Genomic DNA, 26124 nt, shown 5'->3' on the forward strand with positions numbered 1-26124 from the left:
GGTCGCGGCAAGCCTGGCCGTGGGCGTTCGCCACGCCGGACGCGGGTTACTCGAACGTTTCGAGCGCGAGCAATTCGCCGATCGTCTGCCGGCGGCGGATCAGCCGTGGCGTACCGCGATCGACGAGCACTTCCGGCGCGAGCGGCCGGCTGTTGTAGTTCGACGACATCGACGCGCCGTACGCGCCCGCGTCGTGCAGGAACAGCAGGTCGCCGATTTGCGGCTGCGCGAGCTTGCGGTGCGTGACCACGCCGCCCGCATCCTGCGTGAACACGTCGCCCGATTCGCACAGCGGCCCGGCGATCGCGAGGTCGACGAGCGGCCGGCCGGCGGGCAGCGCGCCATCGTGCGCGTGCACCGACACCGCGTGGTAGCTGCCGTACATCGACGGGCGCATCAGATCGTTGAAGCCCGCGTCGATCAGCACGAAATCGTGTTTCGGCCGACGGTTGACGGCCTGCACTTCGGTGACGAGCGTGCCGGCTTCGGCAACGAGAAAGCGGCCCGGTTCGATCTCGATGCGCACCGGGTGGCCGAGATGCCGTTCAATGCGCTTGCGCGCGGCGTCCCACTGGCTGAAGTAGTGGCCGACGTCGACGCGCGGCTCGCCGTCGCGATACGGAATCGACAGGCCGCCGCCGGCCGAGATCGCATCGATGTCGTGGCCGAGCGACGTGACGAGATCGACCATCGCATCGCACACCTGCGACAGGTGGCCGTAGTCGACGCCCGAACCGATGTGCATGTGGATGCCGACCAGCTTCAGCCCGTACTGGCGCACGATCTCGATCGCGCGCGGTACGTCGTCGATCCAGATGCCGTGCTTGCTCTGCGGGCCGCCGGTGTTGGTCTTGTTGCTGTGGCCGTGGCCGAAGCCCGGGTTGACGCGCAGCCACACGCGGTGGCCGGGCGCGTGCTCGCCGATGCGCGCGAGCATGTCGAGCGAACCGGCGTTCACGGTCACGCCGTGCTTGAGCACCGCCGCGAGCGTCGGACGGTCGATCAGGTCGGCCGTGAACACGACGCCTTCCGGCTCGCCTGCCGCAGGATCGCCTGCCGGACTGAACCCCGCCGCGAGGCTGCGCTCGATCTCGCCGAGCGACACGGCGTCGACGCACGCGCCTTCCTCGCGCATCAGCTTCAGGATATGGACGTTCGAGTTCGCCTTCTGCGCATAGCGGATCACGTCGAACTGGCGCAGTTGGGCGATGCGGTCGCGGATGACGTCGGCGTCGTACACCCACAGCGGGGTGCCGTATTGCTGCGCGAGCGCTGCGAGCTGGCGGGAATCGAGGGACATGGCGGATGAATCGGATCGAATGAACGGATAGCCGGATGATGCGCCTGATCGGCTATACAGTAAAATGCCTATATATCAATACTCGATTCATTTCTGATATATACGATCATGCTGACGCACCGTCATATCGAGGTTTTCCGCGCGCTGATGGTCACCGGCAGCACGACGCGGGCGGCCGAGATGCTGTACACGTCGCAACCGACGATCAGCCGCGAACTCGCGCGGATGGAGCAGGTCGTCGGCTTTGCGCTGTTCGAGCGCGCGCACGGCCGGTTGCGCCCGACGATGGCCGCGCTCACGCTGTTCGACGACGTGCGGCTCGCGTATGTGGGGCTCGAACGCGTCGCGGCGACGGCCGCGCGCCTGCGCGAGTTTCGCGACGGGCAATTGTCGGTGATCGCGCTGCCCGCGTTCTCGCATGCGATCCTGCCCGGTGCGTGCCGGCGCTTTCACGACGCGCATGCGGGCGTCAGCGTGTCGGTCGCGACGCAGGAATCGCCGGTGCTGGAGGAGTGGTTGACCGCGCAGCGTTACGACCTCGGGCTGACCGAGCACGACGTCGCGCCGGCCGGCACCGTGCTCACGCCGCTGCTGGAAGTCGACGAGGTGTGCGTGCTGCCCGACGGTCATCCGTTGCTCGCGCAGGACGCGATCGACCTGCTCGATCTCGCCGACCGTCCGTTCGTGAGCCTGTCGCTGAACGATCCGTACCGCATCCTGATCGACGAGGCGTTCGCGCAGCTCGGCGTCGCGCCGCGCTCGGTGGTGGACACGCCGTCGGCCGTGTCGGTATGCGCGTTCGTGCGGCAAGGGCTCGGGGCCGCGATCGTCAACCCGCTCACGGCGCTCGATTTCGTCGGTCGCGACCTGCACGTGCGGCCGCTGACGCGTTCGTTTCCGTACCGCGTCAGCCTGATCGTGCCCGAGCACCGGCCGAAGAACCTGCTCGTCGACGCGTTCGCCGATGCACTGCGCGGCGAAGCGAAGGCGATCCGCCGCCGGCTCGCCGCGCACCTCGGCTAGCGGCATCGCCGTATGATGGGCGCTTCACCGCCATCGCCGTCATTTCTCCGGAATCCCGTCATGACCGACGCATCGTCTTTCCTCGAACAACCGACCCTCACCGGCAAACGTGTCGTCCTGCGCCCGCTCGACGCATCCGATCGGCAGGCGCTGCTGGACGCCGCGGCCGACGGCGCGTTGTGGAACCTGAAGGTCACGGTCGTGCCGGGTGTGCAGACGGTCGACGCCTACATCGATACGGCGTTGCAGGGGCGGGCGGCCGGCACCGTGATGCCGTTCGTGATCGTCGATCGCGCATCGGGCCGCGCGATCGGCAGCACACGCTTCTGGAAGATCGATCGCAAGAACCGCAAGCTCGAGATCGGCCATACGTGGCTGAGCGAATCGGCGCAGCGTACGCGTGCGAATACCGAAGCGAAGTGGTTGCTGCTGGCTTATGCGTTCGACACGCTGCAATGCGTGCGCGTGCAGTTCACGACGGATGAGCTGAACGAGCGATCGCGCGCGGCGATCCTGAGGCTCGGTGCGAAACAGGAGGGCATCGTGCGTCACGAACGGATCATGCCGGATGGCCGCAAGCGCAACTCGGTGCGCTTCAGCATCATCGACGACGAATGGCCGGAAGTGCGGGCACGGCTCGAGGCGAAGCTGGCGACGTAACGCGGGACGCTTGATGCTTGACGTGCATCGCGCTGCCGGCAGGGGAGGCGGCGGCGCGACGGCGGGGGAAACGGTGCGCCGCGCACGTGGCGCGGCGCGGCATCGCGGGAGTTACTGCGCCGATGCGAGGTGATGACGCTGCGCGAGCTTTTGCGCGTCCGCGTAGTGCGCCTGCAGGATCGGCAGCGCCTGGCGGGCGACTTCCTTCAGCTTGGTGTCGCGGCCCGACGCGATTTCGGCCTGGAATGCCGAGATCGTCTTCTGCTGGCCGGCGAGCGCGACCTGTTCGATATACGCCTTGTCGAACTCGGCGCCGCGCAGGCTCTTGATGCTGTTCAGCACGGTCGTGTCGGGGTCGTTGGCCGGCACGTCGACGCCGCGAGGGCTCGCCGCGCGCATCGCCTGGATGATCTTCGCATCGTCGGCCGACACGCGTTGCGCGAATGCCTTGACCTGGCTGTCCGACGTGCGCGAATCGGCGATGCGCGCGGCGTCGTGCTGCGTCGACACCGTCTTCGTGCCGTCGGTGATGAAGGTCTGGTCGGCTTCGTGGATGCGCGTCGCGGTCGCGGCCGGTGCGGCCGATGCGCCGGCCGCCGGCTGCGCGGTTTGCGCGGTCGCCGTCACGGCGACGAGAAGCAGGCCGGCGGCAGACAAGGCAACGCGCGAAATGTGGGGGAAGCGGTTCATGGGGACCTCCTTTCGATCGGGGCTCTGGTTGAAAAACGGATCGTGCGATCCGTCGCTGTGCGAGAGAGACCGGGCGCGCCCGGACCGGAATCGACCGCCGCTCTGCCGCGGCGTCGGTCGAAGTGTTTCCCGGCCCGACTGATTCTAGGAGAGCGGTCGGGTAGCAGGTGCAACCGTGCTGTGGCTTGTGTAACGGTTGGTAAGACGATTCGGTCGGCATGCGCGCAGGCAGGTAGCGCGTACCTGATGCGCATGCCGCGGCGGCAATTTTTGCGTGCGCGTGGCGCATGCAATGCATGAGATGCGCGTGCGTGTCATCGGCATGTGATCGGCGCGATGGCGTCGCGCGAGTGGGTTGCGTCGGTGCGTGGCGTGCGTGAAAGCGCTATACGCGCTCGAGCAGCGCATCGAGGCGCGGCAGCAACGGCATCGCGCAATGCGCCTGCAACGCGTCGGGCGCCGTGTAACCCCACGCGACGCCCTGGAACGCGATACGTGCGCGCCGTGCCGCGTCGGCATCGCGGATTTCGTCGCCGACGTACAGCACTTCGTCGGCGCGCACACCGGCCTCGCGAACGAGCGCGCGCAGCCGGCGCGCCTTGCCGAATAGCGGAATGCCGCATGCGAAATGGTCGACGCGCGCGCCGGCATGCGGGCCGAGCCGGTCGCGCACGATTTCCTCGCTATTCGACGTGGCGATCGCGATGCGGATGCCGCGCGCGGCGAGCGCGTCGAACGTTGCGTCGACGCCGGGAAAGAGCCGCACGTGCGCGGCGCGCGGCCGCATCAGGCGGCGTATGTCGATCGTCACGCGCGGCACTTTCCACATCGGCACGTCGAGCGCGCGGATGATCTCGCGCGCCGACATGCCGCGCAGCGCCGGACGCAGTTCGGGCGTGGCGTCGCGAAAGCCGTGCAGGCGTGACGCTTCCGACAGCGCGGCGAGAAAACTGTCGAGCGAATCGGCGAGCGTGCCGTCGAAGTCGAAGGCGATGAGGCGGTAGGTCATCAGGCGAGGCATCGGAGGCTGAACGTGACGAAGGTAGTTGGCGCCGTGCTACTCGTAATGGTAGCGGCAGGACACGATGCTGATCTGAAGGTCGTCAGCCTCGTAGACCAGACGGTTCGTATCGTCGATACGGCGCGACCAGAAACCGGAGAGATGGGCCTTCAGTGGTTCGGGCTTGCCGATGCCTTCGAACGGCGTTGGCCGGGTTTCGCGAATGAGCTGGTTGATGCGCTCGAGCGTCTTGCGATCCTGCCGTTGCCAGTAGACATAGTCGTCCCATGCATCGGAAGTGAAAAGCACACGACGTACGCTCATTCATCATCCGCGGCGAGCTTGTGTTCCTTCGCCTTGCCCTTGCGCAGTTGCGCGATCGAACGCTCGAGATGAGCGACGTTGGCCGGCGAGCGCAGCAAGTGGACCGTCTCCATCAGGCTGTCGTAATAGTCCTGCGACATGATGACGGCGTTCGGCGCATCGCGGCGCGTGATGAGCGTCACGTCCGCATCGTCGACGACCTGGTCGATGACGGTCTTCAGATTGCCGCGGGCATCGGAAAAATGAATCGTGCGCATGGTACGCCTTACTTGTACGTGTAACGCTACAAGTATAGTGCTATCCGAATATATGTACAGGAAGTTGTACATGTCTGGGCGCCGTGCGGCAGGGCGACGCGCATCTGTTCTCCCGCGGCGTCGCGGCCATACCCTTGTCCCCCACCCGACAGCGCGGTATCGTCGATGCTCCGCCTTCCGCCACCGAACCGGAGAACCGACGTGCCCGCAGCCACCTCCGCCACGCTGAGATTTTCCACCGACAAGCGCGAACTCGACGTCGACGCGATCTTCGACTTCCTGCATCGCGATGCGTACTGGTCGCAGGGCATTCCGCGCGACGTGGTCGAGCGGGCGATCGAGGGCTCGCTGTGCTTCGGCGCGTATGTCGGCGGCCGGTTCGTCGGTTTCGCGCGGCTCGTCACCGATCATGCGACGTTCGCGTACCTGTGCGACGTGTTCGTGCTGCCGGCCGAACGCGGCAACGGCTACGGCCGCGCGCTGATCGACCATATATTCGCGCAGGAGATGGTGCAGCGCCTGCGCCGCATCATGCTCGTGACGACCGATGCACACGGACTGTACCGGCCGGTCGGTTTCGGTCCGTCCGCGAACCCCGAGCGGCTGATGGAGATTCGCCGCCCCGATATCTACACGAAACGCTGACGCGCGGCGCAGCGCATACAATACGCGCTTTCCGTTTTTGCCGAAGAGAAGCACACCATGACCGAACAGGAAGCCGAACAGCTCGCGACGCACCGCCACTACAAGGGCGGCCTGTACCGCTACATCGGCGTTGCCCGCCATTCCGAAACCGAGGAATCGGTGGTCGTCTACGAGCATCTGTGGCCGCATGCGCGCGGGCTGTGGGTGCGGCCGGAAGCGATGTTCAACGGCAATCTCGAAGACGGCACGCCGCGTTTTCGCAAGCTGCGCGACTGAGCGGGCGGGCGGCGCCTGAGCCGCCGTCTAGCCGGCGCCGCCGGGCTTGTCGTGCGGCGCCTGTTGCCGCAGCGCCATCGCAAAGAAGCGCCGGATTTCTTCCATCAGTTCCGCGCGGGCCGACGCGAAATCGAACGCACGCCGGTTTTCGTGCGCGTAGCGCCGGCGCCAGTCGTCGGCCGCATGCCGCGCTTCGCGTGCGCGCAGATCGTCGAGTTCGGGCGTGCGCAGCGCGTGATCGGCGATCAGCGTCACGCCTTCGCGGCTGACTTCCAGCACGCCGCCCGCGACGAGCAGGCGGCGATGCTCGCCGGTCGGCGCATCGACGAGCATCACGACGCCCGGCCGGATCCGCGTGAGCAGCGGCGCGTGGTGCGGGTAGATCCCCAGTTCTCCACTTTCCCCCGGGACGACGACGAAATGCGCGTCGCCGGCATACAGCACCGCTTCCACGCTCACGATGTCGAGCCGCATCGACGTCTTCATGCGTACTCCTTCAGACTGCCGCCGCGCCGGCGACGATTTCGCACAGCTCGGTGGTGATCTGCGCCTGTCGCGTCTTCTGGTACAGGTGCCGCAGTTCGCGCAACACGCGGTCGGCGTTGTCCGTCGCGGTCTGCATGCTGAACATCCGCGCGCATTGCTCGCACGCGTAGTTTTCGACGACGGCCTGATAGAGCGTCGCCTCGACGTAGCGCAGCAGCAACGTGTCGACGACGGGTTTGGGTGCGGGCTCGTACAGATAATCGGACGCGGCCGCGCCGTCGGTCGGCGCGCCGGTGTCGAGCCCCGCGATCGGCAGCATCGCGTCGATGCGCGGCTCGTACGCGAGCGGGCTCGTCAGCCGGTTGTACGCGACGTGCACTTCGTCGAGCTCGCCGTTGACGAACGCGGTCAGCGGCACGAGCAGCGCGCCGAGCAACTGCTCGAAGTGCGGCTCGGCGGCCAGGCCGCTCGCACGGGCCGCGATGGTCGCGCCGTGGCGCAGCAGCGGCGCAAGCCCGCGCGCGCCGATCACGCTCAGTTCGCAGGCGACGCCGGCCCGGTCCCAGCGTTCGAGCGCATTCACGCATTCGACGAGCAATCGCGCATTGAGCGGGCCGCACAGCCCGCGATCGGTGCTGACGACGATCAGCCCGACGCGGCGCACGGTATCGCGGCGCGCCATCAGCGCCGATACGTGGTCGGGACGGTCGCGCAGCACGCGTTCCGCCATCGCGCCGATGCGCGCCGCGTACGGGCGGAACTCGCGCGCGCGTCGCTGCGCGCTCGCCATCTTGGTGCGCGCCATCATCTCCATCGCCTTGGTGATCTTGCGCGTGGACGAGGTGCTGGCGATCTTCGCGCGGATTTCGCGTGTGTGCATGTCAGGGGGGGCGTCGCGGCCATCCGGATGTCATCGTGCGACTTCATGCTATCGGGACTTCACCTGAAACGATTGACTGAAATCAAACGACTTCGCCCGGTCCCGCACCAGAATCCGTTCACGTGATCCTTGCGAAGGGGCAGCCGATGACCGAGTTCCGCACGCATCAGAAATACGAAGCGCTGATCGCGCGTTGCAGCGCATTGCGCCCGGTGACGGTCGCGGTCGCGCATCCTTGCGACGAGGTATCGCTGCACGCGGCGGCCGCCGCCGCTCGGGCCGGTATCGTCGTGCCCGTGCTGGTCGGCCCGGTGGCGCGGATCACGATGCTCGCCGCGACGCTCGGTGTCGACCTGTCCGGCTATCGGCTCGTGGATGCGCCGCACAGCCATGCGTCGGCGGCGCGCGCCGTCGAACTGGTGCGCGCGGGCGACGCGCAGGCGCTGATGAAGGGCAGCCTGCACACCGACGAGTTGCTGGCGGAAGTGGTGCGCGCCGATACGGGGCTGCGCACCGGGCGGCGGCTGAGCCACGTGTTCATCATGGACGTGCCGACTTACCACAAGCCGCTGTTCATCACCGACGCGGCCGTCAATATCCGTCCGACGCTCGAGCAGAAGGCCGACATCGCGCAGAACGCGATCGATCTCGCGCACGCGCTCGGCATCGCCCGGCCGAAGGTGGCGATCCTGTCGGCGGTCGAGACGGTCAGCTCGAAGCTGCCGTCGACGCTCGACGCGGCCGCGCTGTGCAAGATGGCCGAGCGCGGCCAGATCACCGGCGCGCTGCTCGACGGGCCGCTCGCGCTCGACAACGCGATCAGCCCGGAGGCCGCGCGGCTCAAGCATCTCGGTTCCGCGGTCGCGGGCGATGCGGACATCCTGCTCGTGCCCGATCTCGAGGCCGGCAACATGCTCGCGAAGGAGTTGACGTTCCTGGCGAATGCCGATGCGGCCGGCATCGTGCTCGGCGCGCGCGTGCCGGTGATCCTGACGAGTCGCGCCGACAGCGAACGCACGCGCCTGGCGAGCTGCGCGGTCGCGGCGCTCGTCGCGGCGGTGGCGCGCGCCACGGCCGCGCCCTTGGCCGCGCCGGCGCTTGCGGCCGACGCACGCTGACGGGGCCGCGATGCGACATCCCGTCCTCGTGCTCAACGCCGGCTCGTCGAGCCTCAAGTTCTCGGTCTACGACAAGCGCGAGGATCGTTCGCTCGATGCGGGCCTGCACGGGCAGGTCGAGAACCTGCATGACACGCCGCATCTGTTCGTGGCCGACGCGCACGGCACGACGCTCGCCGACAGCCCCGTCGCGCAACCGGGGCATCAAGGCGCGATCGAGGCGCTGCACGCGTGGTTCGCGGCTCATGTCGGGCGCGAGGCCGCGTTCGACGGCGTCGGGCACCGGGTCGTGCATGGCGGCCCGTATTTCACCGCGCCGGTGCGGATCGATGCGCGCGTGCTCGATGCGATCGCGTCGCTTTCGCCGCTCGCGCCGCTGCACCAGCCGCATCACGTCGACGCGATTCGCGCGGTTGCCGCGGTCGCGCCGAACCTGCCGCAGGTCGCGTGTTTCGACACGGCGTTCCATTCGACGGTGCCGGCGCTCGAACGGGAGTTCGCGCTGCCGCGCGCGTTGACCGGGCAGGGCGTCGTGCGCTACGGGTTTCACGGGCTGTCGTACGAGTACATCGCGACGGCGCTCGCGGCCCTCGATCCATCGTGGGTGCGGCACCGGACGGTGATCGCGCATCTCGGCAACGGCGCGAGCCTGTGTGCGCTCGCGAACGGCCGCAGCATCGCGACGACGATGGGGTTCACGGCCGTCGACGGGCTGCCGATGGGCACGCGCACGGGCGCGCTGGACCCCGGCGTGATCCTGTACCTGCAGCGTCACGCAGGCCGGTCGCTCGACGAAGTCGAGCATCTGATCTATGCCGAATCGGGCTTGCTCGGCGTGTCCGGCGTGTCGAGCGACATGCGCACGCTGCTCGCGAGCGACGCGCCGTCGGCCGCGCATGCGGTCGAGCTGTTCGCCTATCGCGCGGCGCGCGAACTCGCCGCGCTGGCCGGCGTGCTCGGCGGCCTCGACACGCTCGTGTTCACGGCGGGCATCGGCGAGCACGCGCCGCGCGTGCGTGAACGGATCTGCAGCCGTGCGGCGTGGCTCGGCATCGTGCTCGACGACGCGGCGAACGCCGCCGGCCTGCCGGTGATTTCGGGCGACGCGTCGCGCGTGACGGTGCGCGTGATCCCGACCGACGAGAATCTGATGATCGCGCGGCACACGCGCCGTGTGCTGGACGATGCGATCCCTTCCACGCCGTATCCGATCCGGTGAGACCTTCGATGACAGCACGCGATACGCTTTCCCCTGCCGCCAGCGCTCTCGCGCTGCCGATTTTCTGGCCGATGGCCGCCGCCAACGCGATGTTCGCGGCCGGCGCCGAGATCGCGGCGCGCAATCTCCGCTTCCTCGCGGAAGAGGAGAAGCTCCATTTCGAAGCGCATCCGGCGCTGGCGTCGGCGAACCGGCCGTTGCTGGAACTGCGCACGATGACGTTTCGCGACTATTCGGCCGCGCCGGCACACGGGCTGCCGACGATCGTCGATGCGCCGTATGCAGGGCACAGCGCGATGATCGCCGACTACCAGCCGGGGCAGAGCCTGATGCAGACGCTGCGCGAGCACGGCGTGACGCGTCTGTACCTGACCGACTGGCGCTCGGCCACCGAGGACATGAAGGATCTCGAGATCGACCAGTATCTGGCCGAACTGAACGTGTGCGTCGACGAACTCGGCGGCCGCGTGAATCTCGTCGGGCTGTGTCAGGGCGGCTGGATGTCCGCGATGTACGCGGCGCGTTTCCCGCACAAGGTCGCGAGTCTCGTGCTGGCCGGCTCGCCGATCGATACCGACGCGGGCGACGGCCCGATCAGGCAGATGGTGCACACGTATCCGACGTCGTTCTACGAGGAACTCGTCGCGCTGGGCGGCGGGCTGATGCGTGGGCGCTTCATGCTGCGCGGCTGGAAGAACATGCATCCCGACCAGCACTATCTCGCCGAGCACGTCGACCTGTACGAGCATCTCGACGATCCCGAATACCTGCGCAAGCGCGAGGTGTTCGCGAACTGGTACGAAAGCCCGATCGACCTGCCGGGGCGCTGGTACCTGCAGGCGATCGTGCAGATCTTCAAGGAGAACCGGCTCGCGAAGGGCACGTTCGTCGCGCTCGGGCGCACGCTCGACCTGAAGGATGTCGCGTGCCCGGTCTATCTGCTCGCCGGCGAGGCCGACGACATCACGACGCCGGAGCAGGTGTTCGGGGCGCGCGATCGTCTCGGCACGCCCGCGTCGCGCATCGAGAGCCGGCTCGTGCCGGGCGGCCATATCGGCCTGTTCATGGGGACGCGCACGCTCAAGACGGTGTGGCCGGACATCGCGCAATGGATCGCGGCGCAGCGCTAGGCCGGCGCGGATCGTTACGGAGAGCGACATGACGTTGCGACACAAGCGCGGGCTCGTCGTCGGCATCGCGAACGAACGAAGCATCGCGTGGGGATGCGCGCGCGCGTTTTGCCGGGCGGGCGCGACGCTCGCGGTGACCTGGCAGTCGGACAAGACCTTGCCGCACGTCGAGCCGCTGTTCGCGCAACTCGACGCGCCGATCCGGATGCCGCTCGACGTCGGGCGGCCGGACCAGATGGCGGCGGTGTTCGACGCGATCACGGCGCAATGGGGCGAGATCGACTTCGTGCTGCATTCGGTCGCGTATGCACCGAAGGCGGACCTGCACGGCCGCGTGGTCGACAGTTCGCCGGAAGGCTTCTCGCTCGCGATGGATACCTCGTGCCATTCGTTCATCCGGATGGCGCGGCTCGCCGAGCCGCTGATGACGCGCGGCGGGAGCCTGATGGCGATGAGCTATCTCGGCGCGGAGCAGGTCGTCGCGAATTACGGGGTGATGGGGCCGGTCAAGGCCGCGCTCGAAGCGAGCGTGCGGTACCTGGCGGCCGAACTCGGCGGCGCGGGCATTCGCGTCAACGCGATTTCGCCGGGTGTGCTGCCGACCCGCGCGGCGTCGGGCCTGCCGGACTTCGGCCGGCTGCTCGACGACACCGCGCGCCGGGCGCCGCTGCATCACGCGCTGGACATCGACGACGTCGGCGCGTTCTGCGCGTTTCTTGCCAGCGACGGCGCACGGGCGATCACGGGCGGTACGCACTATATCGACGCCGGCATGCACATGCTCGGCTAGCGCGCCGGCTGCACGCGGCGCTCAGGTGCGCGCGAATGCCTGCACGAGGGCCGGCGGCGCGTGGGCGACCGTCACCTCCGGCGTGCCGTGCCATGCCGCGAGCTTCTTCACGGCCTTCGCGACGTCGGCCGCGAGCCCGGTGCCGAACCGCACGCCCGGCTCGACGTGCACGGCCTTCAGCTCGAACGTGCCGAGCCTGCGATGCGCTTTCGCATCGACGCGGCCCACCAGCCGGCCGCGATGGAGCACGGGCAGGCAGAAATAGCCGTAGCGCCGCTTGTGCTCGGGCGTATAGCACTCGATCGTGTAGTCGAACCCGAACAGCGTCGACGCGCGCCGCCGGTCCCAGACGACCGGATCGAACGGCGACAGCAGCGTCGTGACCGTCGAGCGCAGCGTGTCGGCCGCGGCGGCCGGCAGCAGCGCATCGAGCGAGCGGTGTACGTAGGCCGGCTCCTTCCAGTCGTCGATCCGCACCGGAATCAGGTCGCCGGCCTCGGCGAGCCGCTCCAGCTCCGCGCGGTACGAGCGGCGGGGCAGCCGGTAGTAGTCGGCCACCCAGTCCGCGCGCACGACGCCGAGCGCGCGGCACGTGTAGTCGAGCAGCGCGGGCAGCACGGCCTCGCGCGGCGGCAGGTCGCGCGCATCGTCCCAGTCGGGCAGCACGCGTTCGCGCACGTCGTACACGCGCTGGAAATTGCGGCGCTCCGACACCATCAGGTCGCCCGTCGTGAACAGCACTTCCAGATGACGCTTTTCGGGCTTGCGATCCCACCAGCCGTTGCCCTTCACGCCGTTTTCGCGTGCGAAATCGGCCGACCGCACCGGGCCTTCTTCGCGAATCCGCGCAAGCAGCCGCTCGATCTCGGGACGATTCTGCTCATGCCATTCGGCCGCGTATTTCCAGCCCATTCCCGACGGGTCGAGCATTTTGTAGCGCATCAGCCCGAACTGCTCGATCGGCAGAAAACACGCTTCGTGCGACCAGTATTCGAACAGGCGCGCTTCGGCGAGATGTTCGTCGAGCCAGTGCGGCGGGAAATCGCCGAGACGGCTGTACAGCACGAGATACGGGCTGCGCGCGACCACGTGGATGGTATCGATCTGCAACTGCGCCATCCGGCGGATCGTGTCGAGCACGTCGGACTTGGTCGCCTTGCGGCGGGGCGGCGTGAGCAGGCCCTGTGCGGCGAGATGCAGGGCGCGGGCGGCGGCGGACGAAAGCGTGAGCATCGGCAGGACGGTCGAGGGTGGCGATCGGGAACCACTTTAGCGCGAAAGCGGCGCGCGCGTGCGACGTGCGGCTGCAACGCGTCTGACAATGGTTGACAGATACGTTTCGCAAGTTTCCCTATAGTGCGGTTCATGGCGCGACGACACGTGCGCGCAACGATTCCGCTTCCGACGCACATATGTCCATGGCACGCAGGAAGCGAATCCGGGTTTCCCAACCCCCATCGGGAGACCCGGAGCCCTGAGCGGACATCCATGCGGCTATGCACCGGCCCCGTGTGGATGTCCGCTGATTTTTTTGTTTTTCCGGTTTTTCCTCCATTGTCCGCGACAGGTCATGCCGCGGCGCTCGTCTGTCCGGGCCGCAGCGCGCGGGACAGGTCGTAGTGTTTCGCCGCGCCGTAACGCGGCGAACCGAAGTGCCAATCGTAGTTGCCGCGAATGTACGTCCGGGCCTCGTCGAGCAGGCGCAGCGACGCACGATCGTCGGTGCGCGCGCGCACCTTTTCTTCCAGATCGAGATAACGCGCCAGATAGCCGTTGTGAATGTCCGCCGCCGCGTCGAGCGCGGCCTGCGGCGGGAGCCCGCGTTCGTGTATCAGCACGCACACGAGATTGCTGCTCGATTCGCCGGCTTCCTTCGGATACGAGAAGATGTCGTTGCACAGGCACAGGATCGCGTTGGACAGCCTGCGCAGGCGCTCGACCGCTGCGTCTGCGTAGAACGCGGCCGGCGCTTCGTAGCCTGCGGCGATATCGATCAGCGCGAACGCACCCTCGCCGCAGCCGTTGTACGTGCGGCCGGACAGGTATTCGGCCTCGCCTGGCACGACGTCGGTCGCGAACCGGCCGGCTTCCCACAGCGTCGAGAACAGGAACGTCATCATCCCTGCCACCCAGCGGGCGTACTGCACGCGCGTGGACACGGCGGCGATACGCGCGCATATGTCCTGCGTCGCGCGTTGCAGGGCCGGCAGGAACGCGGCCAGGTGCGGCAGGCGCGCCGCCAGCGCGGCGCGCAGCGGCGCCGGATCATGGCCGCTCGGATCGGCGATCATCTCGTAGAGCCACAAGTAGAGCGCACCGAGCTCGCCCGGGGCGCGCGCGACGCCGTGCAGGCTGCACAGGCCGTCGTCGATCGCGAAGATCCAGCCGTAAGCGCGGGCGGTCGTGCACAGTCCGTCGAAGGACGAATGCGCATAGACGCGCGCGCAGTATTCGCCGACCTTGCCGTGACGGATGCCGTGCGCCCAGCGCGGATCGTCGAGCAATCCGTGGCTGTTCATCCACGCGTGAAGGTCGGCTTCGGCGCGCTCGGCATCGGAATGCACGGATGTTTCGAACGGGTAGGGCAGATGCGGCAGCACCAGCGTGGGCGCGGCGGCTTCGACGGCAACGGTTTCGACGGTGGACATGGCGTACCTCGCGGATGGCGGGTGACAACAGGTGTCGTGAGGAGCGCGCCGGGCTACTTGCCGAACCGGCGCGCGCGCTTGCCGTACGCATCGATGGCCTGTTCGAAATCGTCGCGTCCGAAATCGGGCCAGCACGTCGGCGTGAAATAGAACTCGGAGAAAGCGGTTTGCCACAGCATGAAATTCGACAGGCGCTGTTCGCCCGACGTGCGGATCACGAGGTCCGGCTCAGGCTGGCCGGCCGTATACAGCCGGCTCGCGATCGACTCCGGGCTGAGTTGCGCGAGCAACTGATCGACGGTGCCGGCCGCGACGTGCTCCGCGATCAGCGAGCGGACTGCGTGCAGCAGGTCGAGGCGGCCGCTATAGGCGACCGCGATGTTCACGTCGAGCCCGCGCGCGTGGGCCGTGCGTTGCTGCGCGGCGCCGATGCGCTCGGCCGTGGCGGGCGGCAGCTGCGTCAGGTCGCCGATCACGTGCAGGCGCCAGCGGCCGCTGGCGGCGAGCTCGTCGAAGACGTCGGCGATCACCGCTAGCAGGCCGCGCAATTCCCCGGCGTCGCGCTGGAGATTCTCGGTGGACAGCGGCCACAGCGTCACGAGCGGGATCCCGGCTTCCTCGCACCACGACAGCAGCGCATGCACGTTGCGTCCGCCGGCCCGATAGCCGTCGGCGGCCGGCAGGCCGAGGCGCTCCGCCCAGCGCCGGTTGCCGTCGAGAATGACGGCGAGATGGGTCGGCAACGGCGGCCGGGCCGCATCCGGTTCAGCGGGCGAGTGGATGGCGAATGTTTCCGGCGCGCGCAGAATCAGCTCTCGAGTCATGGAGACTCCTTCGAGGCGAGATAGCGATCGAAACGTGAAACAGCGGATGGGATGGTTATCGCGACTGCTGCAATCCGGCGGGGGATTCCGTTCGCGCCGATGCGAGCGACCATTATCGATCAATGGATTTCGGATTATCAAGTCGTTCGCATGCACGATATCGAGGCGCCCGGGCGCGCAAGCGGCCGCGCAGGCGTGGCGCGGCGCCGGCGGATATCGAAAGCGGTGATGCGCGATCGATTTTCGAGCCGATGTTATTTCGGCATGTGGATTCGGCGAGCGGTTTGTGTGTTTCGCGCGATTGAATAAATCGCGGAATTGGAAAATAAAAACGACGTAATACCCGGGCGATCGATTGCGGCGAAAACGCTTCCGCCGCAATCGATCGGCGGCCGTTTACTGCCGCTTGCCGCGCGCGATTTCGTCGCCGGCGCCGGGCGGCAGCCGCCGCGTGATCGGAATCGACGCGAACGAGCACAGCCCGACCACCAGGAACGCGGGCCAGAAATCCGACCACACCATCGCCTGATGGCCCTGGAGCCAATGCGACACGTGCAGCACGAGGCCGGCCACCGTGACGCCCAGGCCGAGCGACATCTGCTGCACGACGCTGCCGAGGCTCGTCGCGCGGCCGGCGTCGCGCGGCGAGATGTCCGCATAGATCATCGAATTCAGGCTAGTGAACTGCAGCGCGGGGAAGATGCCGCCGACGAGCACGATCAGCCAGATCGCCCAGGTCGCCATGCCGGGATGGAACACACCGTATGCGGCGATCGCGAGGCCCGCGAATGCCGCGTTGTAGATCAGCACCGTGCGAAAGCCGAAGCGGCGCAGCGTATGCGTGGCCGTCGACCGGCTGACCGCGCCGCCGAGCGCGGACGCGCACGTGATGAGCCCCGAGTGGAACGCGCTCATGCCGAGCCCTTCCTGCAGCGCGAGCGGCAGCAGGAACGGCACCGCGCCGAGGCCGATGCGGAACAGCGACCCGCCGACGACGCTCGCGTGGTAGGTCGGGATCTTCAGGAAACCGAGGTCGAGCACGGGGCGTGTCTTGCGGCGCGCGTACGGCACATACAGCGCGAGCATCGCGGCGCCGGCCGCGCACATGATGATCGCGTTCGAGCGCGACGTGAGCGAGCCGTCGATCAGCGTGAGGCCCATCAGCAGCAGTGCGGCGCCGCTGGCCGACAGCAGGAAGCCGAACCAGTCGAGCGGGCCCGGATCGGGTTCGTGCGTGTTCGCGATGTGCTTGCTCGCGAGGTAGATTCCGTAAAGGCCGATCGGCACGTTGATGAAGAAGATCATCCGCCAGTGCAGGTAGGTCGTGATGAAGCCGCCGACGAGCGGCCCGACCGTGGGCCCGAACAGCGCGGGAATTGCGAGGTAGTTCATCGCGCGCACGAGATCGGCGCGCGGCACCGCGCGGAAGATGATGATGCGGCCGACCGGCACCATCATCGCGCCGCCGACGCCCTGGATGAAGCGCGCGAACGTGAGCACGCCGAGGGAGTTGGATGCCGCGCACATCAGCGAGCCGACGACGAAGATGCCGATCGCGGTGCGGAACACGGAGCGGGCGCTGAAGCGGTCGGCGAGCCAGCCGCAGATCGGGATGAACACGCCGAGACCGACCACGTAGGCCGTGATCGCGATGTTCAGCGTGACGGGGTTGTGCCCGAAGTCCCTCGCCATCGCAGGCAGTGCGGTGACGATGATGTTCGCGTCGACGCTTTCCATGAACAACGCACAGGCAACGATGAGCGGTGCTAGAAAGACGGGCGACATGAGGAGGGCGCGCGGTAAAGACGCCATTATGCCCATAATGTGAGCGCTGCGTCACGTATGACAACAGTTGTTCCGCATGTTGCAACAGTCGTCTTTTCTGACGGGTGGCGTGGAAGGGATGACTGCGCGCGCGCGAGCGGTGCGCTGCTTGCCCGGTGAACAAATCCGCATCGTCGCAGCGGGGCGCGCGCGCTTTCGATATCGGGCAGGATGTCGACGCGGTGATTTCCCAACCGCGTGTCGCACGGTAAATCGACCGCGCGTTTGCGCTTGAATGCGACGAGCGGCGCGTCGGCCGGCCATGTCGATTCCTTTTGACGGCACGGCGGTGCGTTTCTAAAATATGAGCACTTGCTCATATTCGGAACTCGCGTTCCCGCCATGTCGGAATCGTCCTCGCGCATCCCGCTTTCGCCCCGCAAGGCGCCGCGCCAGCGCCGCTCGATGGCCACCGTCGATGCGATCGTCGAGGCCGCCGCTCGCGTTCTGGAGCGCGACGGCTTCGATGGCTACACGACGAATGCCGTGGCCGCGCTGGCCGGTGTGAGCATCGGCTCCCTCTATCAATACTTCCCGAACCGCGATGCGCTGACGGCCGCGCTCGTCGAGCGCGAGAGCGCGCATCTGCTCGACGACGTCGACCGCGCAGCCGCGCGGTCGTCCTGCGACGACGTGCTGCGCGCGCTGGTGCGCGCGGCCGTCGCACACCAGATGCGCCGGCCGGCGCTCGCGCGGCTGATCGATTTCGAGGAGGCGCGATTGCCGCTCGGCGCGCGCACCGCTCGCGTCGCGGACCGCGTCCACGCGACCTTGCTGCATGCGCTCGGGCTGCGCGATGCGCCACGCGTCGCCGCGCCCGACGTGGTCGCGCACGATCTGCTCGCGATCGTGAAAGGCATCGTCGATGCGGCGGGCGCGCGCGGGGAGACCGATGCCGATGCGCTCGAAGCGCGCGCGTGGCGGGCGGTGCGCGGTTATCTGCGGGAGTCGCGCGAATCGAAACTTGCTTGACACGCATGTTTCGTGCGACAGTCGGGCCCATTCACACCACAACATGACGCGTATCGATCGAAGGCCATCGAGACGAACGCGCGCGCGAACGAGACCTCGTGCCGATCCACCACCATCGAAAGGAGGGGACACGCCATGACGTCACGTCGTGCCGCACCGCTTGCATCTCGTTTCTCGTCGCGTCAGTCGCCGCCCGCGCCGCGTCTGCGCTGGGCCGCCGCGCTGGCCATCGCCTATCTTGCCGTCGCCGGCTGCGCCGCGCAGGCCGACAATGCGCATCAGGCCGCCGCGCAAGCGGCCAGCCAGTCGGCGTTGCCGGCCACCACCGCGGCCGCTTCCGCGCCCGCGTCGGGCACGCTGCTGCCGCCGCCGAGCCAGCTCTACGGCGACCTGTTCGTCGCGGTGCAGACCGCGCAGCTCTATCCCGACCAGAAGACCTTCGTCGACGCCACGCCCGACACCGATCCCGCGACGATCGTGCAGTTGTATCAGCAACAGAAATCGCAGCCGGGTTTCTCGCTGAAGGCGTTCGTCGACCAGCATTTCACACCGCCCGCGGCAGGCGGCGTGACGCCGCCGCCGAACCAGACGCTGCGCCAGCACATCGACTGGCTGTGGCCGCAGCTCACGCGCACGAGCGTCACGGCGCCCCCGTACAGTTCGCTGATTCCGATGCCGAAGCCGTACGTCGTGCCGGGCGGCCGCTTCCGTGAAGGCTACTACTGGGACACCTATTTCACGATGCTCGGGCTGCAGGTGTCGGGGCGCGAGGATCTCGTCGACGACATGCTCGACAACTTCGCCTACCTGATCGATACGGTCGGGCACATCCCGAACGGCAATCGCACGTATTATGCGAGCCGCTCGCAGCCGCCGTTCTTCGCGTACATGGTCACGCTCGCCGCGCAGGTCGAAGGCGACAAGGTCTACCAGAAATACCTGCCGGCGCTACGCAAGGAGCATGCGTACTGGATGCAGGGCGAAACCACGACGCCGCGCGGGCAGGCCGCGCGCCACGTGGTCACGATGCCCGACGGCGCGGTGCTGAACCGCTACTGGGATGCGAGCGACACGCCGCGCGACGAATCGTATCTCCAGGACGTGACGACCGCGAAATCGGTGCCGTCCCGTCCGGCGAACGAGGTGTACCGCGACCTGCGCGCGGGCGCCGAAAGCGGCTGGGACTACAGCTCGCGCTGGTTCGGAGACGGCAAGACGCTCGCGACGATCCGCACGACCTCGATCGTGCCGGTCGACCTGAACAGCCTGATGTTCCATCTCGAGACGACCATCGTGAAGGGCTGCGCGCTCACGCGCGACATCGGCTGCGTGGCCGATTTCTCGGCGCGGGCTGGACGGCGTGCGGCCGCGATCAATCACTACCTGTGGAACCGCCGCGGCTATTACGGCGACTATGACTGGCAGTTGCGCAAGCCGCGCGACGGCGTGACGGCGGCCGCGCTGTATCCGCTGTTCGCGGGCGTGGCGTGGCCGGAGCGCGCGAAGGCGACCGCGCGTGAAGTGCGCAAGACGCTGCTGCAGCCGGGCGGCCTCGTGACGACGACCGAGCACACGGGCCAGCAATGGGATGCGCCGAACGGCTGGGCGCCGCTGCAGTGGATCGCGATCGACGGGCTGCGCCGTTACGGCGAACCGGCGCTCGCGAAGGACATCGGCACGCGTTTCCTGGCCGACGTGAAGCAGGTGTACGCGACCGAAGGCAAGCTCGTCGAGAAGTACGTGGTCGAAGGCACGGGCACGGGCGGCGGCGGAGGGGGCGAATACCCGTTGCAGGACGGCTTCGGCTGGACCAACGGCGTCACGCTGAAACTGCTGGGGCTGTACGGCGAATAGTGTGTAGTGCGCGGGAGGGGCCGCATGCCCGTACCGCAAGCCACCGCACGGGCCGGACCGTCGCGCAAGCGGCCGGCCGGCCCGGGTCTTCATGCGGCTCGCATCAGAACGTGATCGTCGTGCGCACGCCGACCACGGTTTCGTCGCCGATGCGCGCGCCGACCGCGTTCGGGTTCGGGATGCCGCCGCCCGGACGGAAGAAGTGCTGCAGATCGGCCTGCACCTGCCACCACGGCGCGACCTGATACTGGTAGGTCGCCTCGATCACGGTTTCCGCGCGGCGCACCGGATAGCCGGGCGTCGTGTACACGCCGGTATCGCCGTCGAGGCCGCGCGCATGCGAGCCGATCTTCGCGTAGCCGATCGCGATGCCGGCGACGTCGTTGTCGCGTCCGGCGAACGGCGCCTTCAGCGTCACGCCGGCATTGGCCGCGAAATCGACGACATTGCGGTCGCCGGGCGAGCCCATCACGCGCGCGAACACGCCGACCGAGCGCGGGCTGTCGGCCGACGGCCGCCACACCATTTGATCCGCGACCGCATAGAAGCCGTAGTTGCCGCGATGCGTGGCGGGCGTGCCGTTGCTCGCCGGATCGGCGAGCGACAGCCCGTCGGTGCCGTAGCGCGGATCGTTCGCGTGCTGCGAGTGATACCAGACGCCGAGCTTGTACGTGCCGGGCAGGCCGGCCGGCTGCGGCGCCTTCGGGTCGGCGGGCGGCGCGTTCAGCGCGTACTGCACTTCGCCGATCACGAATGCGCCGCTGCGCAGGTTGAAGTTGGTGCCGTGCGCGTTCAGCACCTGCGCGTCGCCGTCGGTGCGGCCGGCCGGGTTGCCGTCGAACACGCCGACCATCGCGGTCCACGCGTCGGCCGGCCTCACGCGCAGCCGCACGCCGAGCGACGACAGCGGATACGCGGGGCCGCCGGACGGCAGGTCGGTGGACGGCAGCACGGGCCAGCCGAACGTCGCGTTCATGAACGTCGCCGCGTTCTCGCTCACCATGAATTCCTGGTCGACGCTCTGCTGGCCGACTTTCACGTCGACCTTGCCGTCGAGCAGCGACTGCTGATACCAGAGCTCCCACAGGCGCGTGGTCGAATTGGCCTCGATGCCGGTCGCGGTCTGCAAGGTTTGCAGGTAGCGCTGCGACAGGTTGGTGCCGTGGATCTGCAGCCCCGACACGTTGAACGTGCCGCCCGGCAGGCCGATCGCCTTGCCGGTATCGACGTTCAAACCGAATTGCGTGAGCCCCTGGTACGCGCCGCCGCGGCCCGTGCCGCCGGACGCGTTGTACAGGTATTCGCTGGTTTCCTGAAGGCTCAGCGTGACGCCGTGTTCGTCGAGCACGTCGCGCAGGCCGCCCATGTTGCCTAGGAGGTTCGAACGCTCCCACAAGCCGGTGGGCGCGGGCGCGGCGGCATCGGCGGCCTGTGGTTGCGCGGGGGCGGCGGCATCGTTCGTGCCGGCCGCCGGTTCGGCGGCGGGAGCCGAGGCTTGCGCGAATGCGGATGCGGTGGCGAGCGACAGCAGCAGCGCGGCGAGCGCGTCGAGGCGAAGCTTGCGCGGAACGGGAGCGAGCGGGTTCTTCATTTGGGTTGGCAGTTTGATCAGGTTGGCTGAAGAAACGGGAACGTGATGCGGGCCGCATGGCGAGACGGCCCGCATGGGGAAGGACTTACGGCAGCCAGCCGCCGACGCGCCACACCTGTGCGAAGCCGACGTGTGACGCGGCCGAGCACAGTAGCGCGACGAGCGCGACCGCGGCCGCCGTCGCGGCAATCAGCACGCAATCGAGCGGGCGGGGCGCCGCGGGGACGTGGGCGAGGGCCAGGCCACGCCAGCGGCCGAATGCCCGGGCGAGCGGCGAGCGGCCGGAAAACGAGCGGTCGCGCGCGACGTGCACGACGCGCTTGAACTTGAACGCGAACGATTGAAAGAACATGACGCTGCCTCCGTTCCGTCCGGCGAACGCCGGACGACGTGATCGAGCGCGGGTGCATGACGCGGCCTGCGATCGGAGGGTGGAACATGGCGAAGCGTGCGACTGACGAACCGGCGATGGCCGGCCCGGATGGAGGCGCGCTAACCCGACGAGTGCGAGCTAGCGGCGAAAGACATGCGTCTGGCTGCTATCTCGCGATGGCTTGGCCGGCCTGGACCGGCATCGAACTGCAACTAGAGCATGCGTCCACGGAGGGACTCCCGTAATGAATTGGGGCGGATTGTAGTCGCGACTTTTGCTGCGGCGCAAGTAAAAAACGCATGACGGTTGCGCTGCGTGGTGTGCGTGTCGCAGCGGCGCGCGGCGGCCACGTACCCGCTCTGCGAGGGCGACAAGGGCGCGCGGCGGAGGTCGGGCCGTTGCTCCCGCGCATCGGCGCATCGTTGCGTCGTGACGACGCTGAAAGGTTTCAGAACGTCAATTCAAGGGCAAATCTTTCAGTCGCATCATGCGGGGAATTTATTTCGAAAAATGGGGTTTCAAGGGGTTGACTTCGCTTTCGCGCGATCCATAGAATCCGCCATCTTCACTCTTGGGGCCGCCGCCTTGGACGCCTGCAGTAGTCGATCTTCGAACGAAATTTCCGCCTGAGCGACCGACGTCCGCGCCTCATCGAAGCCGCCGTTTGTCTGCCAGGCAAACGGTGCGCGCAGCAGTATTCCGCAGCCACTTCCTACGTGCACCCTGATTCGCGCCGGTTAGCGTGATGCGTTCTCGCATGCGTTGCCCGGTTTCACCGCCGCCAGGCAGGCGGCCGCGTTCACGCATCCGTTCTCCGGGCGCGCGAATGCCGGCCCGCCGGCCGGACGGCGGTCAACCGTGTTCCCCGGAACACCGCACAGGAGCCGCCATGAACGACAGTGACAGTTGTCCCTTATGCCCGTCGCATACGCAGACCCTTTCGAACCCGGGTCGCGGGGGCAATCCGGCCGACTAGCCTGACACGTCGTTCAGGCCCCGGACTGGCCCCGCGCCCATCACGCGGCCGGCACGCTGCCGTCGCCGCACGGAGCCAGACCATGAACTTCGGCCTTCTGCTGTCGAACCTTCCGCACGTCACGGAATCGCGCCAGCACTACGACGCGATGCTGACGCTCGACGCCCGTCCGCGGGTGTTCTCCCGTCTGCTGGACCAGCTCAAAGCATTGATCCACTGAAAATAAGCGCCGAGCGCGCCTCGGCATGCGCACGCGCGGCCGCCTTCGAGGGGCCGCCCCGTGCGTATTCCAAGGTCACACGCTCATCGAATCGCATAACCCTTAGCCGTACGGAACACATCATGTCCACGCCCTCCAACGTCTCTCCACCGATCGCGGTCGAGCGCGGCGCCGTGCTCGACGAAGCCCATCTGGGCGACATCCGCGGTGCGCTCGGCACCATCTCGCACCACGACACCGGCGCGCGCGGCACGTGGTGGGCGCGCCTGCGCACGCTGCTCGCGATCATCGGCCCGGGGTTGATCGTGATGGTCGGCGACAACGACGCCGGCGCATTCGGCACCTATACGCAGGCCGGCCAGAACTACGGCACGACGCTGCTGTGGACGCTGCTGCTGCTCGTGCCCGTGCTGTACGTGAACCAGGAAATGGTGCTGCGCCTCGGCGCGGTCACGGGCGTCGGCCATGCGCGCCTGATCTTCGAACGCTTCGGCAAGTTCTGGGGCGCGTTCAGCGTGATCGACCTGTTCCTGCTCAACGCGCTGACCATCGTCACCGAGTTCATCGGCATCACCTTCGTGCTCGATTTCTTCGGATTGCCGAAGGTGGCCGGCGTGTGCGTGGCCGCCGCGCTGACGATGGCCGCGGTGAGTACCGGCGATTTCCGGCGCTTCGAGCGGTTCGCGATCGGGCTGTGCGTGCTGAGCCTGCTGCTCGTGCCGGTGCTCGTGTCGATCCACCCGCCCGTCGCGCAGATGACGCGCGATTTCTTCGTGCCGAACTGGCCCGCGCACGCGAAGCTGTCGGACGTGATGCTGCTCGTGATCGGTATCGTCGGCACGACGGTCGCGCCGTGGCAGTTGTTCTTCCAGCAAAGCTACGTGATCGACAAGCGCATCACGCCGCGCTTCATGAAATATGAAAAGGCCGACTTGTGGATCGGCATCGCGTTCGTGCTGGTCGGCGCGGTCGCGATGATCGGCTTCAGCTCGGCGCTGTTCGGCGGCCATCCGGAAGCCGGCAACTTCACCGACGCGGGCGGCGTCATCGCGGGCCTCGAGAAGTATGCGGGCCGCACGAGCGCGACGCTGTTCGCCGTCGCGCTGCTCGACGCGTGCATCATCGGCGCGGCGGCCGTGTCGCTGTCGACCGCGTACGCGATCGGCGACGTATTCCGGATCCGCCACTCGCTGCACCGCGGCGTGACCGACGCGAAGGGGTTCTATCTCGTCTATTTCGGCATCGTCGCGGCCGCGGCCGCGCTCGTGCTGATCCCGGGCAGCCCGCTCGGCCTGCTGACCGAAGCCGTGCAGACGCTGGCCGGCGTGCTGCTGCCGAGCGCGACGGTGTTCCTGCTGGTGCTGTGCAACGACCGCCAGGTGCTTGGGCCCTGGGTCAATTCGACGAAGCTCAACATATTTACGGGCGCGGTGATCTGGGTGCTGGTGCTGCTGTCGATCATCCTGACCGCGTCGGTGATGTATCCGGACATCAGCGGCGAGGCGATCGTCGACGTGCTGGTGGGCGGCACCGTGCTCGCGATCGCCGGCTATCTCGCGACGGTACTGATTCGCCGCAACAGGCGCGTCGTCGAGCCGGCCGTCGATCGTTCGCTGCGCGACACGTGGCGCATGCCGCCGCTCGATACGCTCGAACCGCGGAACATGACGCTCGCGACGCGGATCTGGATGGCCGTGCTGCGCGGCTATCTGGTGATCGCGGTCGGCCTCGTGATCGTGAAGGTCGTGCAGATGACGCTGATGAAGTAACGGCGATCGTCCGCCAGCAAGCGGCGCCGCGCCGCCACCCGCACATGCCGGCCCGCGAGGCCGCATGTGCGTTGACGCGTTCGTCGGCGCGAAACCGCACTGCGCCGCCGTCGTCAGATCAACTCGAGCTTCGACGTCAGATAGGTGAGCTGGATCCGGTTCGCGACGCCGAAGCGCTTGCGCAGCTTGCGCAGGTGATAGTCGACGTTGTGCGCGCTGGTGTCGAGACGCCGGCCGATTTCCTTGTCGGACGCGCCTTCGGCGATGCCGAACAGCAGTTCCTGCTCGAACGGCGTGAGCCCGTTGACCGCGCGCTCGCGCGACGTCGAGATCAATTGCGGCGACGCGAACTTGTGTACCGACAGCCCGATCGACAGCGCCTGCTCGATCGTTGCCGGCGTGATCCATTCGCGCGTGCGGCGCGGCGCGGTGAAGCTCATGAACGCGTGCAGCCGCGTGCCGGGCACGGCCATCGAATACATGATGCCGCTGCACATCCCGTCGTCCTGCATCGTCTGCAGGAAGCCGTCGAGCGCGGCAGGGCTCACGCGCGGTGCGTCGTCGCGCTCGCGGTGCTCGCGGCGCAATTGCTGCAGGTCCCACACGATCGGCATGTTGCACACGCGCGCGCCGAGCGTGCGCGGATCGACGTCGTGATGGTTGTGGCGCACGTAGTCGCCGCGATAGGTGGCCGGCGTGAACGCCTCGTGCAGGTAGAGACTTTCGACGCGCTCGCGCGTGAATTCGAGTGCGAAGTACGCGAACGTCGAGAAGCCTGTCAGATGCAGCAGGCTCGTGACGATCCGGTTGCGCTCGGCCGTGCTCTGCGCGTGCGCGAGCGTATCGGCCACGCCGAGCTTCGGCGCGTGCGGCTGCGCGACGTCGCCGCGCTTGACGTCGTCGCACCAGACGACCTGCACGGTGCGCTCGCGCAGCGCGTCCGCGCCTGCGTCCGATCCGCGCGACGCGCGCGGCAAGGTGGTTGGGGCGACCGCTTCTTCGTGCAATGCAATATCGGACATGAGCCATCCCTCGGAATCGACGCGCATCGCCTGGCGGCGGCCGTATCGTGTACGGCATTCGCGGCGGTGCGACCGAGCATCGTTGTGATCTGCGCCGACCGTCATCCCTGACGAAACGCGGGGGCATTGTACAAAAATGCCGGTGTGTGGGTAATATGCCGTAATACTAATGTCGGCGAAAGGTTCATGTTCGCGCGCATATAACGACGACCAGAAAATCATAAAGAAAAGACCAGATCGTGACGGGGCGCAG

Annotated in this window: 26 protein-coding genes and 1 pseudogene; 13 read left to right on the plus strand and 14 right to left on the minus strand. The window is 67.6% G+C overall.

What is annotated here, in order from left to right:
* Positions 1-46: 46 nt before the first annotated feature.
* Entirely contained in the window at positions 47-1300 is a 1254-nt protein-coding gene (gene lysA, locus WS64_RS29620; RefSeq protein WP_060968664.1) for a diaminopimelate decarboxylase, read from the minus strand.
* A 108-nt stretch (positions 1301-1408) separates the two neighbouring features.
* Between lysA and WS64_RS29625 the strand changes: the two genes are divergently transcribed.
* The gene (locus WS64_RS29625) at positions 1409-2323 is read left to right on the plus strand and encodes a LysR family transcriptional regulator (protein WP_059639790.1); all 915 of its coding nucleotides are present in this window, start codon (positions 1409-1411) and stop codon (positions 2321-2323) included.
* Between the two features lie 60 nt (positions 2324-2383).
* Complete coding sequence (locus WS64_RS29630) at positions 2384-2983, plus strand: GNAT family N-acetyltransferase (RefSeq protein ID WP_060968665.1); 600 nt, start codon at positions 2384-2386, stop codon at positions 2981-2983.
* Between the two features lie 111 nt (positions 2984-3094).
* On the opposite strand, the gene WS64_RS29635 is transcribed toward WS64_RS29630, so the two are convergent.
* From WS64_RS29635 to WS64_RS29650, 4 genes are all read right to left on the minus strand, one after another.
* Positions 3095-3673 (minus strand): DUF4142 domain-containing protein, encoded by a 579-nt coding sequence (locus WS64_RS29635; protein ID WP_060968666.1) that lies wholly within the window; start codon positions 3671-3673, stop codon positions 3095-3097.
* A 385-nt stretch (positions 3674-4058) separates the two neighbouring features.
* Positions 4059-4682 carry an HAD hydrolase-like protein gene (locus WS64_RS29640; protein WP_060968667.1) on the minus strand — a complete coding sequence of 208 codons (624 nt, stop codon included), beginning with the start codon at positions 4680-4682 and terminating at the stop codon, positions 4059-4061.
* Positions 4683-4730: 48 nt separating this feature from the next.
* On the minus strand, positions 4731-4997 hold the full coding sequence (locus WS64_RS29645; RefSeq protein ID WP_060968668.1) for a Txe/YoeB family addiction module toxin: 267 nt from the start codon (positions 4995-4997) through the stop codon (positions 4731-4733).
* Positions 4994-5254, minus strand: coding sequence for a type II toxin-antitoxin system Phd/YefM family antitoxin (locus WS64_RS29650; RefSeq protein ID WP_060968669.1), 261 nt, complete (start codon positions 5252-5254; stop codon positions 4994-4996). Before WS64_RS29650 ends, WS64_RS29645 begins: the two co-directional genes overlap by 4 nt.
* Before the next feature lie 201 nt (positions 5255-5455).
* Here WS64_RS29650 and WS64_RS29655 point away from each other — a divergent pair, with 201 nt between their 5' ends.
* Both WS64_RS29655 and WS64_RS29660 read left to right on the plus strand, forming a co-directional pair.
* A complete protein-coding gene (locus WS64_RS29655) occupies positions 5456-5899 on the plus strand; it encodes a GNAT family N-acetyltransferase (RefSeq protein ID WP_060968670.1) in 444 nt (147 codons plus the stop codon).
* Between the two features lie 57 nt (positions 5900-5956).
* Complete coding sequence (locus WS64_RS29660; RefSeq protein ID WP_006480837.1) at positions 5957-6175, plus strand: DUF1653 domain-containing protein; 219 nt, start codon at positions 5957-5959, stop codon at positions 6173-6175.
* 27 nt (positions 6176-6202) lie between these two features.
* Here the strand turns inward: WS64_RS29660 and atpC are convergent, their stop codons facing one another.
* Positions 6203-6661, minus strand: a complete 459-nt coding sequence (gene atpC / locus WS64_RS29665) for an ATP synthase F1 subunit epsilon (protein ID WP_060968671.1) — start codon at positions 6659-6661, stop codon at positions 6203-6205.
* Between the two features lie 10 nt (positions 6662-6671).
* Complete coding sequence (gene atpG / locus WS64_RS29670; protein ID WP_060968672.1) at positions 6672-7541, minus strand: ATP synthase F1 subunit gamma; 870 nt, start codon at positions 7539-7541, stop codon at positions 6672-6674.
* A gap of 119 nt (positions 7542-7660) precedes the next feature.
* Here atpG and WS64_RS29675 point away from each other — a divergent pair.
* The 4 genes and pseudogenes from WS64_RS29675 to fabI all read left to right on the plus strand — a co-directional run.
* Positions 7661-8659 (plus strand): annotated as a pseudogene (locus WS64_RS29675) (phosphate acetyltransferase); the annotation flags it as partial.
* Positions 8660-8669: 10 nt separating this feature from the next.
* The gene (locus tag WS64_RS29680) at positions 8670-9878 is read left to right on the plus strand and encodes an acetate/propionate family kinase (RefSeq protein WP_060968942.1); all 1209 of its coding nucleotides are present in this window, start codon (positions 8670-8672) and stop codon (positions 9876-9878) included.
* An 8-nt stretch (positions 9879-9886) separates the two neighbouring features.
* Positions 9887-11008, plus strand: a complete 1122-nt coding sequence (locus WS64_RS29685) for an alpha/beta fold hydrolase (protein ID WP_060968673.1) — start codon at positions 9887-9889, stop codon at positions 11006-11008.
* A gap of 28 nt (positions 11009-11036) precedes the next feature.
* On the plus strand, positions 11037-11798 hold the full coding sequence (fabI, locus tag WS64_RS29690; protein WP_060968674.1) for an enoyl-ACP reductase FabI: 762 nt from the start codon (positions 11037-11039) through the stop codon (positions 11796-11798).
* Between the two features lie 21 nt (positions 11799-11819).
* On the opposite strand, the gene WS64_RS29695 is transcribed toward fabI, so the two are convergent.
* From WS64_RS29695 to uppS, 3 genes are all read right to left on the minus strand, one after another.
* Complete coding sequence (locus WS64_RS29695) at positions 11820-13031, minus strand: winged helix-turn-helix domain-containing protein (protein ID WP_060968675.1); 1212 nt, start codon at positions 13029-13031, stop codon at positions 11820-11822.
* 335 nt (positions 13032-13366) lie between these two features.
* On the minus strand, positions 13367-14446 hold the full coding sequence (locus WS64_RS29700) for a terpene synthase family protein (RefSeq protein ID WP_060968676.1): 1080 nt from the start codon (positions 14444-14446) through the stop codon (positions 13367-13369).
* A 53-nt stretch (positions 14447-14499) separates the two neighbouring features.
* On the minus strand, positions 14500-15270 hold the full coding sequence (uppS, locus tag WS64_RS29705) for a polyprenyl diphosphate synthase (protein ID WP_060968677.1): 771 nt from the start codon (positions 15268-15270) through the stop codon (positions 14500-14502).
* A 51-nt stretch (positions 15271-15321) separates the two neighbouring features.
* On the opposite strand from uppS, the gene WS64_RS34750 reads away from it, so the two are divergent.
* A complete protein-coding gene (locus WS64_RS34750) occupies positions 15322-15579 on the plus strand; it encodes a hypothetical protein (protein ID WP_155720517.1) in 258 nt (85 codons plus the stop codon).
* Positions 15580-15666: 87 nt separating this feature from the next.
* Here WS64_RS34750 and WS64_RS29710 read toward each other — a convergent pair whose 3' ends face one another.
* Positions 15667-17055 (minus strand): MFS transporter, encoded by a 1389-nt coding sequence (locus tag WS64_RS29710; protein ID WP_059584688.1) that lies wholly within the window; start codon positions 17053-17055, stop codon positions 15667-15669.
* Between the two features lie 381 nt (positions 17056-17436).
* Between WS64_RS29710 and WS64_RS29715 the strand changes: the two genes are divergently transcribed.
* Both WS64_RS29715 and treA read left to right on the plus strand, forming a co-directional pair.
* A complete protein-coding gene (locus WS64_RS29715; protein ID WP_060968678.1) occupies positions 17437-18066 on the plus strand; it encodes a TetR/AcrR family transcriptional regulator in 630 nt (209 codons plus the stop codon).
* A 135-nt stretch (positions 18067-18201) separates the two neighbouring features.
* On the plus strand, positions 18202-19920 hold the full coding sequence (gene treA, locus WS64_RS29720) for an alpha,alpha-trehalase TreA (RefSeq protein WP_059584696.1): 1719 nt from the start codon (positions 18202-18204) through the stop codon (positions 19918-19920).
* A 103-nt stretch (positions 19921-20023) separates the two neighbouring features.
* Here treA and WS64_RS29725 read toward each other — a convergent pair whose 3' ends face one another.
* Positions 20024-21511 carry a carbohydrate porin gene (locus tag WS64_RS29725; protein WP_060968679.1) on the minus strand — a complete coding sequence of 496 codons (1488 nt, stop codon included), beginning with the start codon at positions 21509-21511 and terminating at the stop codon, positions 20024-20026.
* Positions 21512-21596: 85 nt separating this feature from the next.
* The gene (locus WS64_RS29730) at positions 21597-21863 is read right to left on the minus strand and encodes a hypothetical protein (RefSeq protein WP_060968680.1); all 267 of its coding nucleotides are present in this window, start codon (positions 21861-21863) and stop codon (positions 21597-21599) included.
* Positions 21864-22942: 1079 nt separating this feature from the next.
* Between WS64_RS29730 and WS64_RS35035 the strand changes: the two genes are divergently transcribed.
* Both WS64_RS35035 and WS64_RS29735 read left to right on the plus strand, forming a co-directional pair.
* Positions 22943-23080 (plus strand): hypothetical protein, encoded by a 138-nt coding sequence (locus WS64_RS35035; RefSeq protein ID WP_167351651.1) that lies wholly within the window; start codon positions 22943-22945, stop codon positions 23078-23080.
* Positions 23081-23202: 122 nt separating this feature from the next.
* Positions 23203-24849 carry an NRAMP family divalent metal transporter gene (locus tag WS64_RS29735; protein WP_059639771.1) on the plus strand — a complete coding sequence of 549 codons (1647 nt, stop codon included), beginning with the start codon at positions 23203-23205 and terminating at the stop codon, positions 24847-24849.
* Between the two features lie 113 nt (positions 24850-24962).
* Here WS64_RS29735 and WS64_RS29740 read toward each other — a convergent pair whose 3' ends face one another.
* Positions 24963-25871, minus strand: a complete 909-nt coding sequence (locus WS64_RS29740; protein WP_060968943.1) for a helix-turn-helix transcriptional regulator — start codon at positions 25869-25871, stop codon at positions 24963-24965.
* Positions 25872-26124 lie beyond the last annotated feature (253 nt).

It is taken from the genome of Burkholderia anthina, from assembly GCF_001547525.1.
GTDB classification, from domain to species: Bacteria; Pseudomonadota; Gammaproteobacteria; order Burkholderiales; family Burkholderiaceae; genus Burkholderia; species Burkholderia semiarida.

Excerpts from the sequence above, each read along its gene's own strand:
- lysA (WP_060968664.1), bottom strand. The coding sequence starts at position 1,300 with ATGTCCCTCGATTCCCGCCAGCTCGCAGCGCTCGCGCAGCAATACGGC.
- WS64_RS29625 (WP_059639790.1), top strand. The coding sequence starts at position 1,409 with ATGCTGACGCACCGTCATATCGAGGTTTTCCGCGCGCTGATGGTCACC.
- WS64_RS29630 (WP_060968665.1), top strand. The coding sequence starts at position 2,384 with ATGACCGACGCATCGTCTTTCCTCGAACAACCGACCCTCACCGGCAAA.
- WS64_RS29635 (WP_060968666.1), bottom strand. The coding sequence starts at position 3,673 with ATGAACCGCTTCCCCCACATTTCGCGCGTTGCCTTGTCTGCCGCCGGC.
- WS64_RS29640 (WP_060968667.1), bottom strand. The coding sequence starts at position 4,682 with ATGACCTACCGCCTCATCGCCTTCGACTTCGACGGCACGCTCGCCGAT.
- WS64_RS29645 (WP_060968668.1), bottom strand. The coding sequence starts at position 4,997 with ATGAGCGTACGTCGTGTGCTTTTCACTTCCGATGCATGGGACGACTAT.
- WS64_RS29650 (WP_060968669.1), bottom strand. The coding sequence starts at position 5,254 with ATGCGCACGATTCATTTTTCCGATGCCCGCGGCAATCTGAAGACCGTC.
- WS64_RS29660 (WP_006480837.1), top strand. The coding sequence starts at position 5,957 with ATGACCGAACAGGAAGCCGAACAGCTCGCGACGCACCGCCACTACAAG.
- atpC (WP_060968671.1), bottom strand. The coding sequence starts at position 6,661 with ATGAAGACGTCGATGCGGCTCGACATCGTGAGCGTGGAAGCGGTGCTG.
- atpG (WP_060968672.1), bottom strand. The coding sequence starts at position 7,541 with ATGCACACACGCGAAATCCGCGCGAAGATCGCCAGCACCTCGTCCACG.
- WS64_RS29680 (WP_060968942.1), top strand. The coding sequence starts at position 8,670 with ATGCGACATCCCGTCCTCGTGCTCAACGCCGGCTCGTCGAGCCTCAAG.
- WS64_RS29685 (WP_060968673.1), top strand. The coding sequence starts at position 9,887 with ATGACAGCACGCGATACGCTTTCCCCTGCCGCCAGCGCTCTCGCGCTG.
- fabI (WP_060968674.1), top strand. The coding sequence starts at position 11,037 with ATGACGTTGCGACACAAGCGCGGGCTCGTCGTCGGCATCGCGAACGAA.
- WS64_RS29695 (WP_060968675.1), bottom strand. The coding sequence starts at position 13,031 with ATGCTCACGCTTTCGTCCGCCGCCGCCCGCGCCCTGCATCTCGCCGCA.
- WS64_RS29700 (WP_060968676.1), bottom strand. The coding sequence starts at position 14,446 with ATGTCCACCGTCGAAACCGTTGCCGTCGAAGCCGCCGCGCCCACGCTG.
- uppS (WP_060968677.1), bottom strand. The coding sequence starts at position 15,270 with ATGACTCGAGAGCTGATTCTGCGCGCGCCGGAAACATTCGCCATCCAC.
- WS64_RS34750 (WP_155720517.1), top strand. The coding sequence starts at position 15,322 with ATGGTTATCGCGACTGCTGCAATCCGGCGGGGGATTCCGTTCGCGCCG.
- WS64_RS29710 (WP_059584688.1), bottom strand. The coding sequence starts at position 17,055 with ATGTCGCCCGTCTTTCTAGCACCGCTCATCGTTGCCTGTGCGTTGTTC.
- WS64_RS29715 (WP_060968678.1), top strand. The coding sequence starts at position 17,437 with ATGTCGGAATCGTCCTCGCGCATCCCGCTTTCGCCCCGCAAGGCGCCG.
- treA (WP_059584696.1), top strand. The coding sequence starts at position 18,202 with ATGACGTCACGTCGTGCCGCACCGCTTGCATCTCGTTTCTCGTCGCGT.
- WS64_RS29725 (WP_060968679.1), bottom strand. The coding sequence starts at position 21,511 with ATGAAGAACCCGCTCGCTCCCGTTCCGCGCAAGCTTCGCCTCGACGCG.
- WS64_RS29730 (WP_060968680.1), bottom strand. The coding sequence starts at position 21,863 with ATGTTCTTTCAATCGTTCGCGTTCAAGTTCAAGCGCGTCGTGCACGTC.
- WS64_RS35035 (WP_167351651.1), top strand. The coding sequence starts at position 22,943 with ATGAACTTCGGCCTTCTGCTGTCGAACCTTCCGCACGTCACGGAATCG.
- WS64_RS29735 (WP_059639771.1), top strand. The coding sequence starts at position 23,203 with ATGTCCACGCCCTCCAACGTCTCTCCACCGATCGCGGTCGAGCGCGGC.
- WS64_RS29740 (WP_060968943.1), bottom strand. The coding sequence starts at position 25,871 with ATGTCCGATATTGCATTGCACGAAGAAGCGGTCGCCCCAACCACCTTG.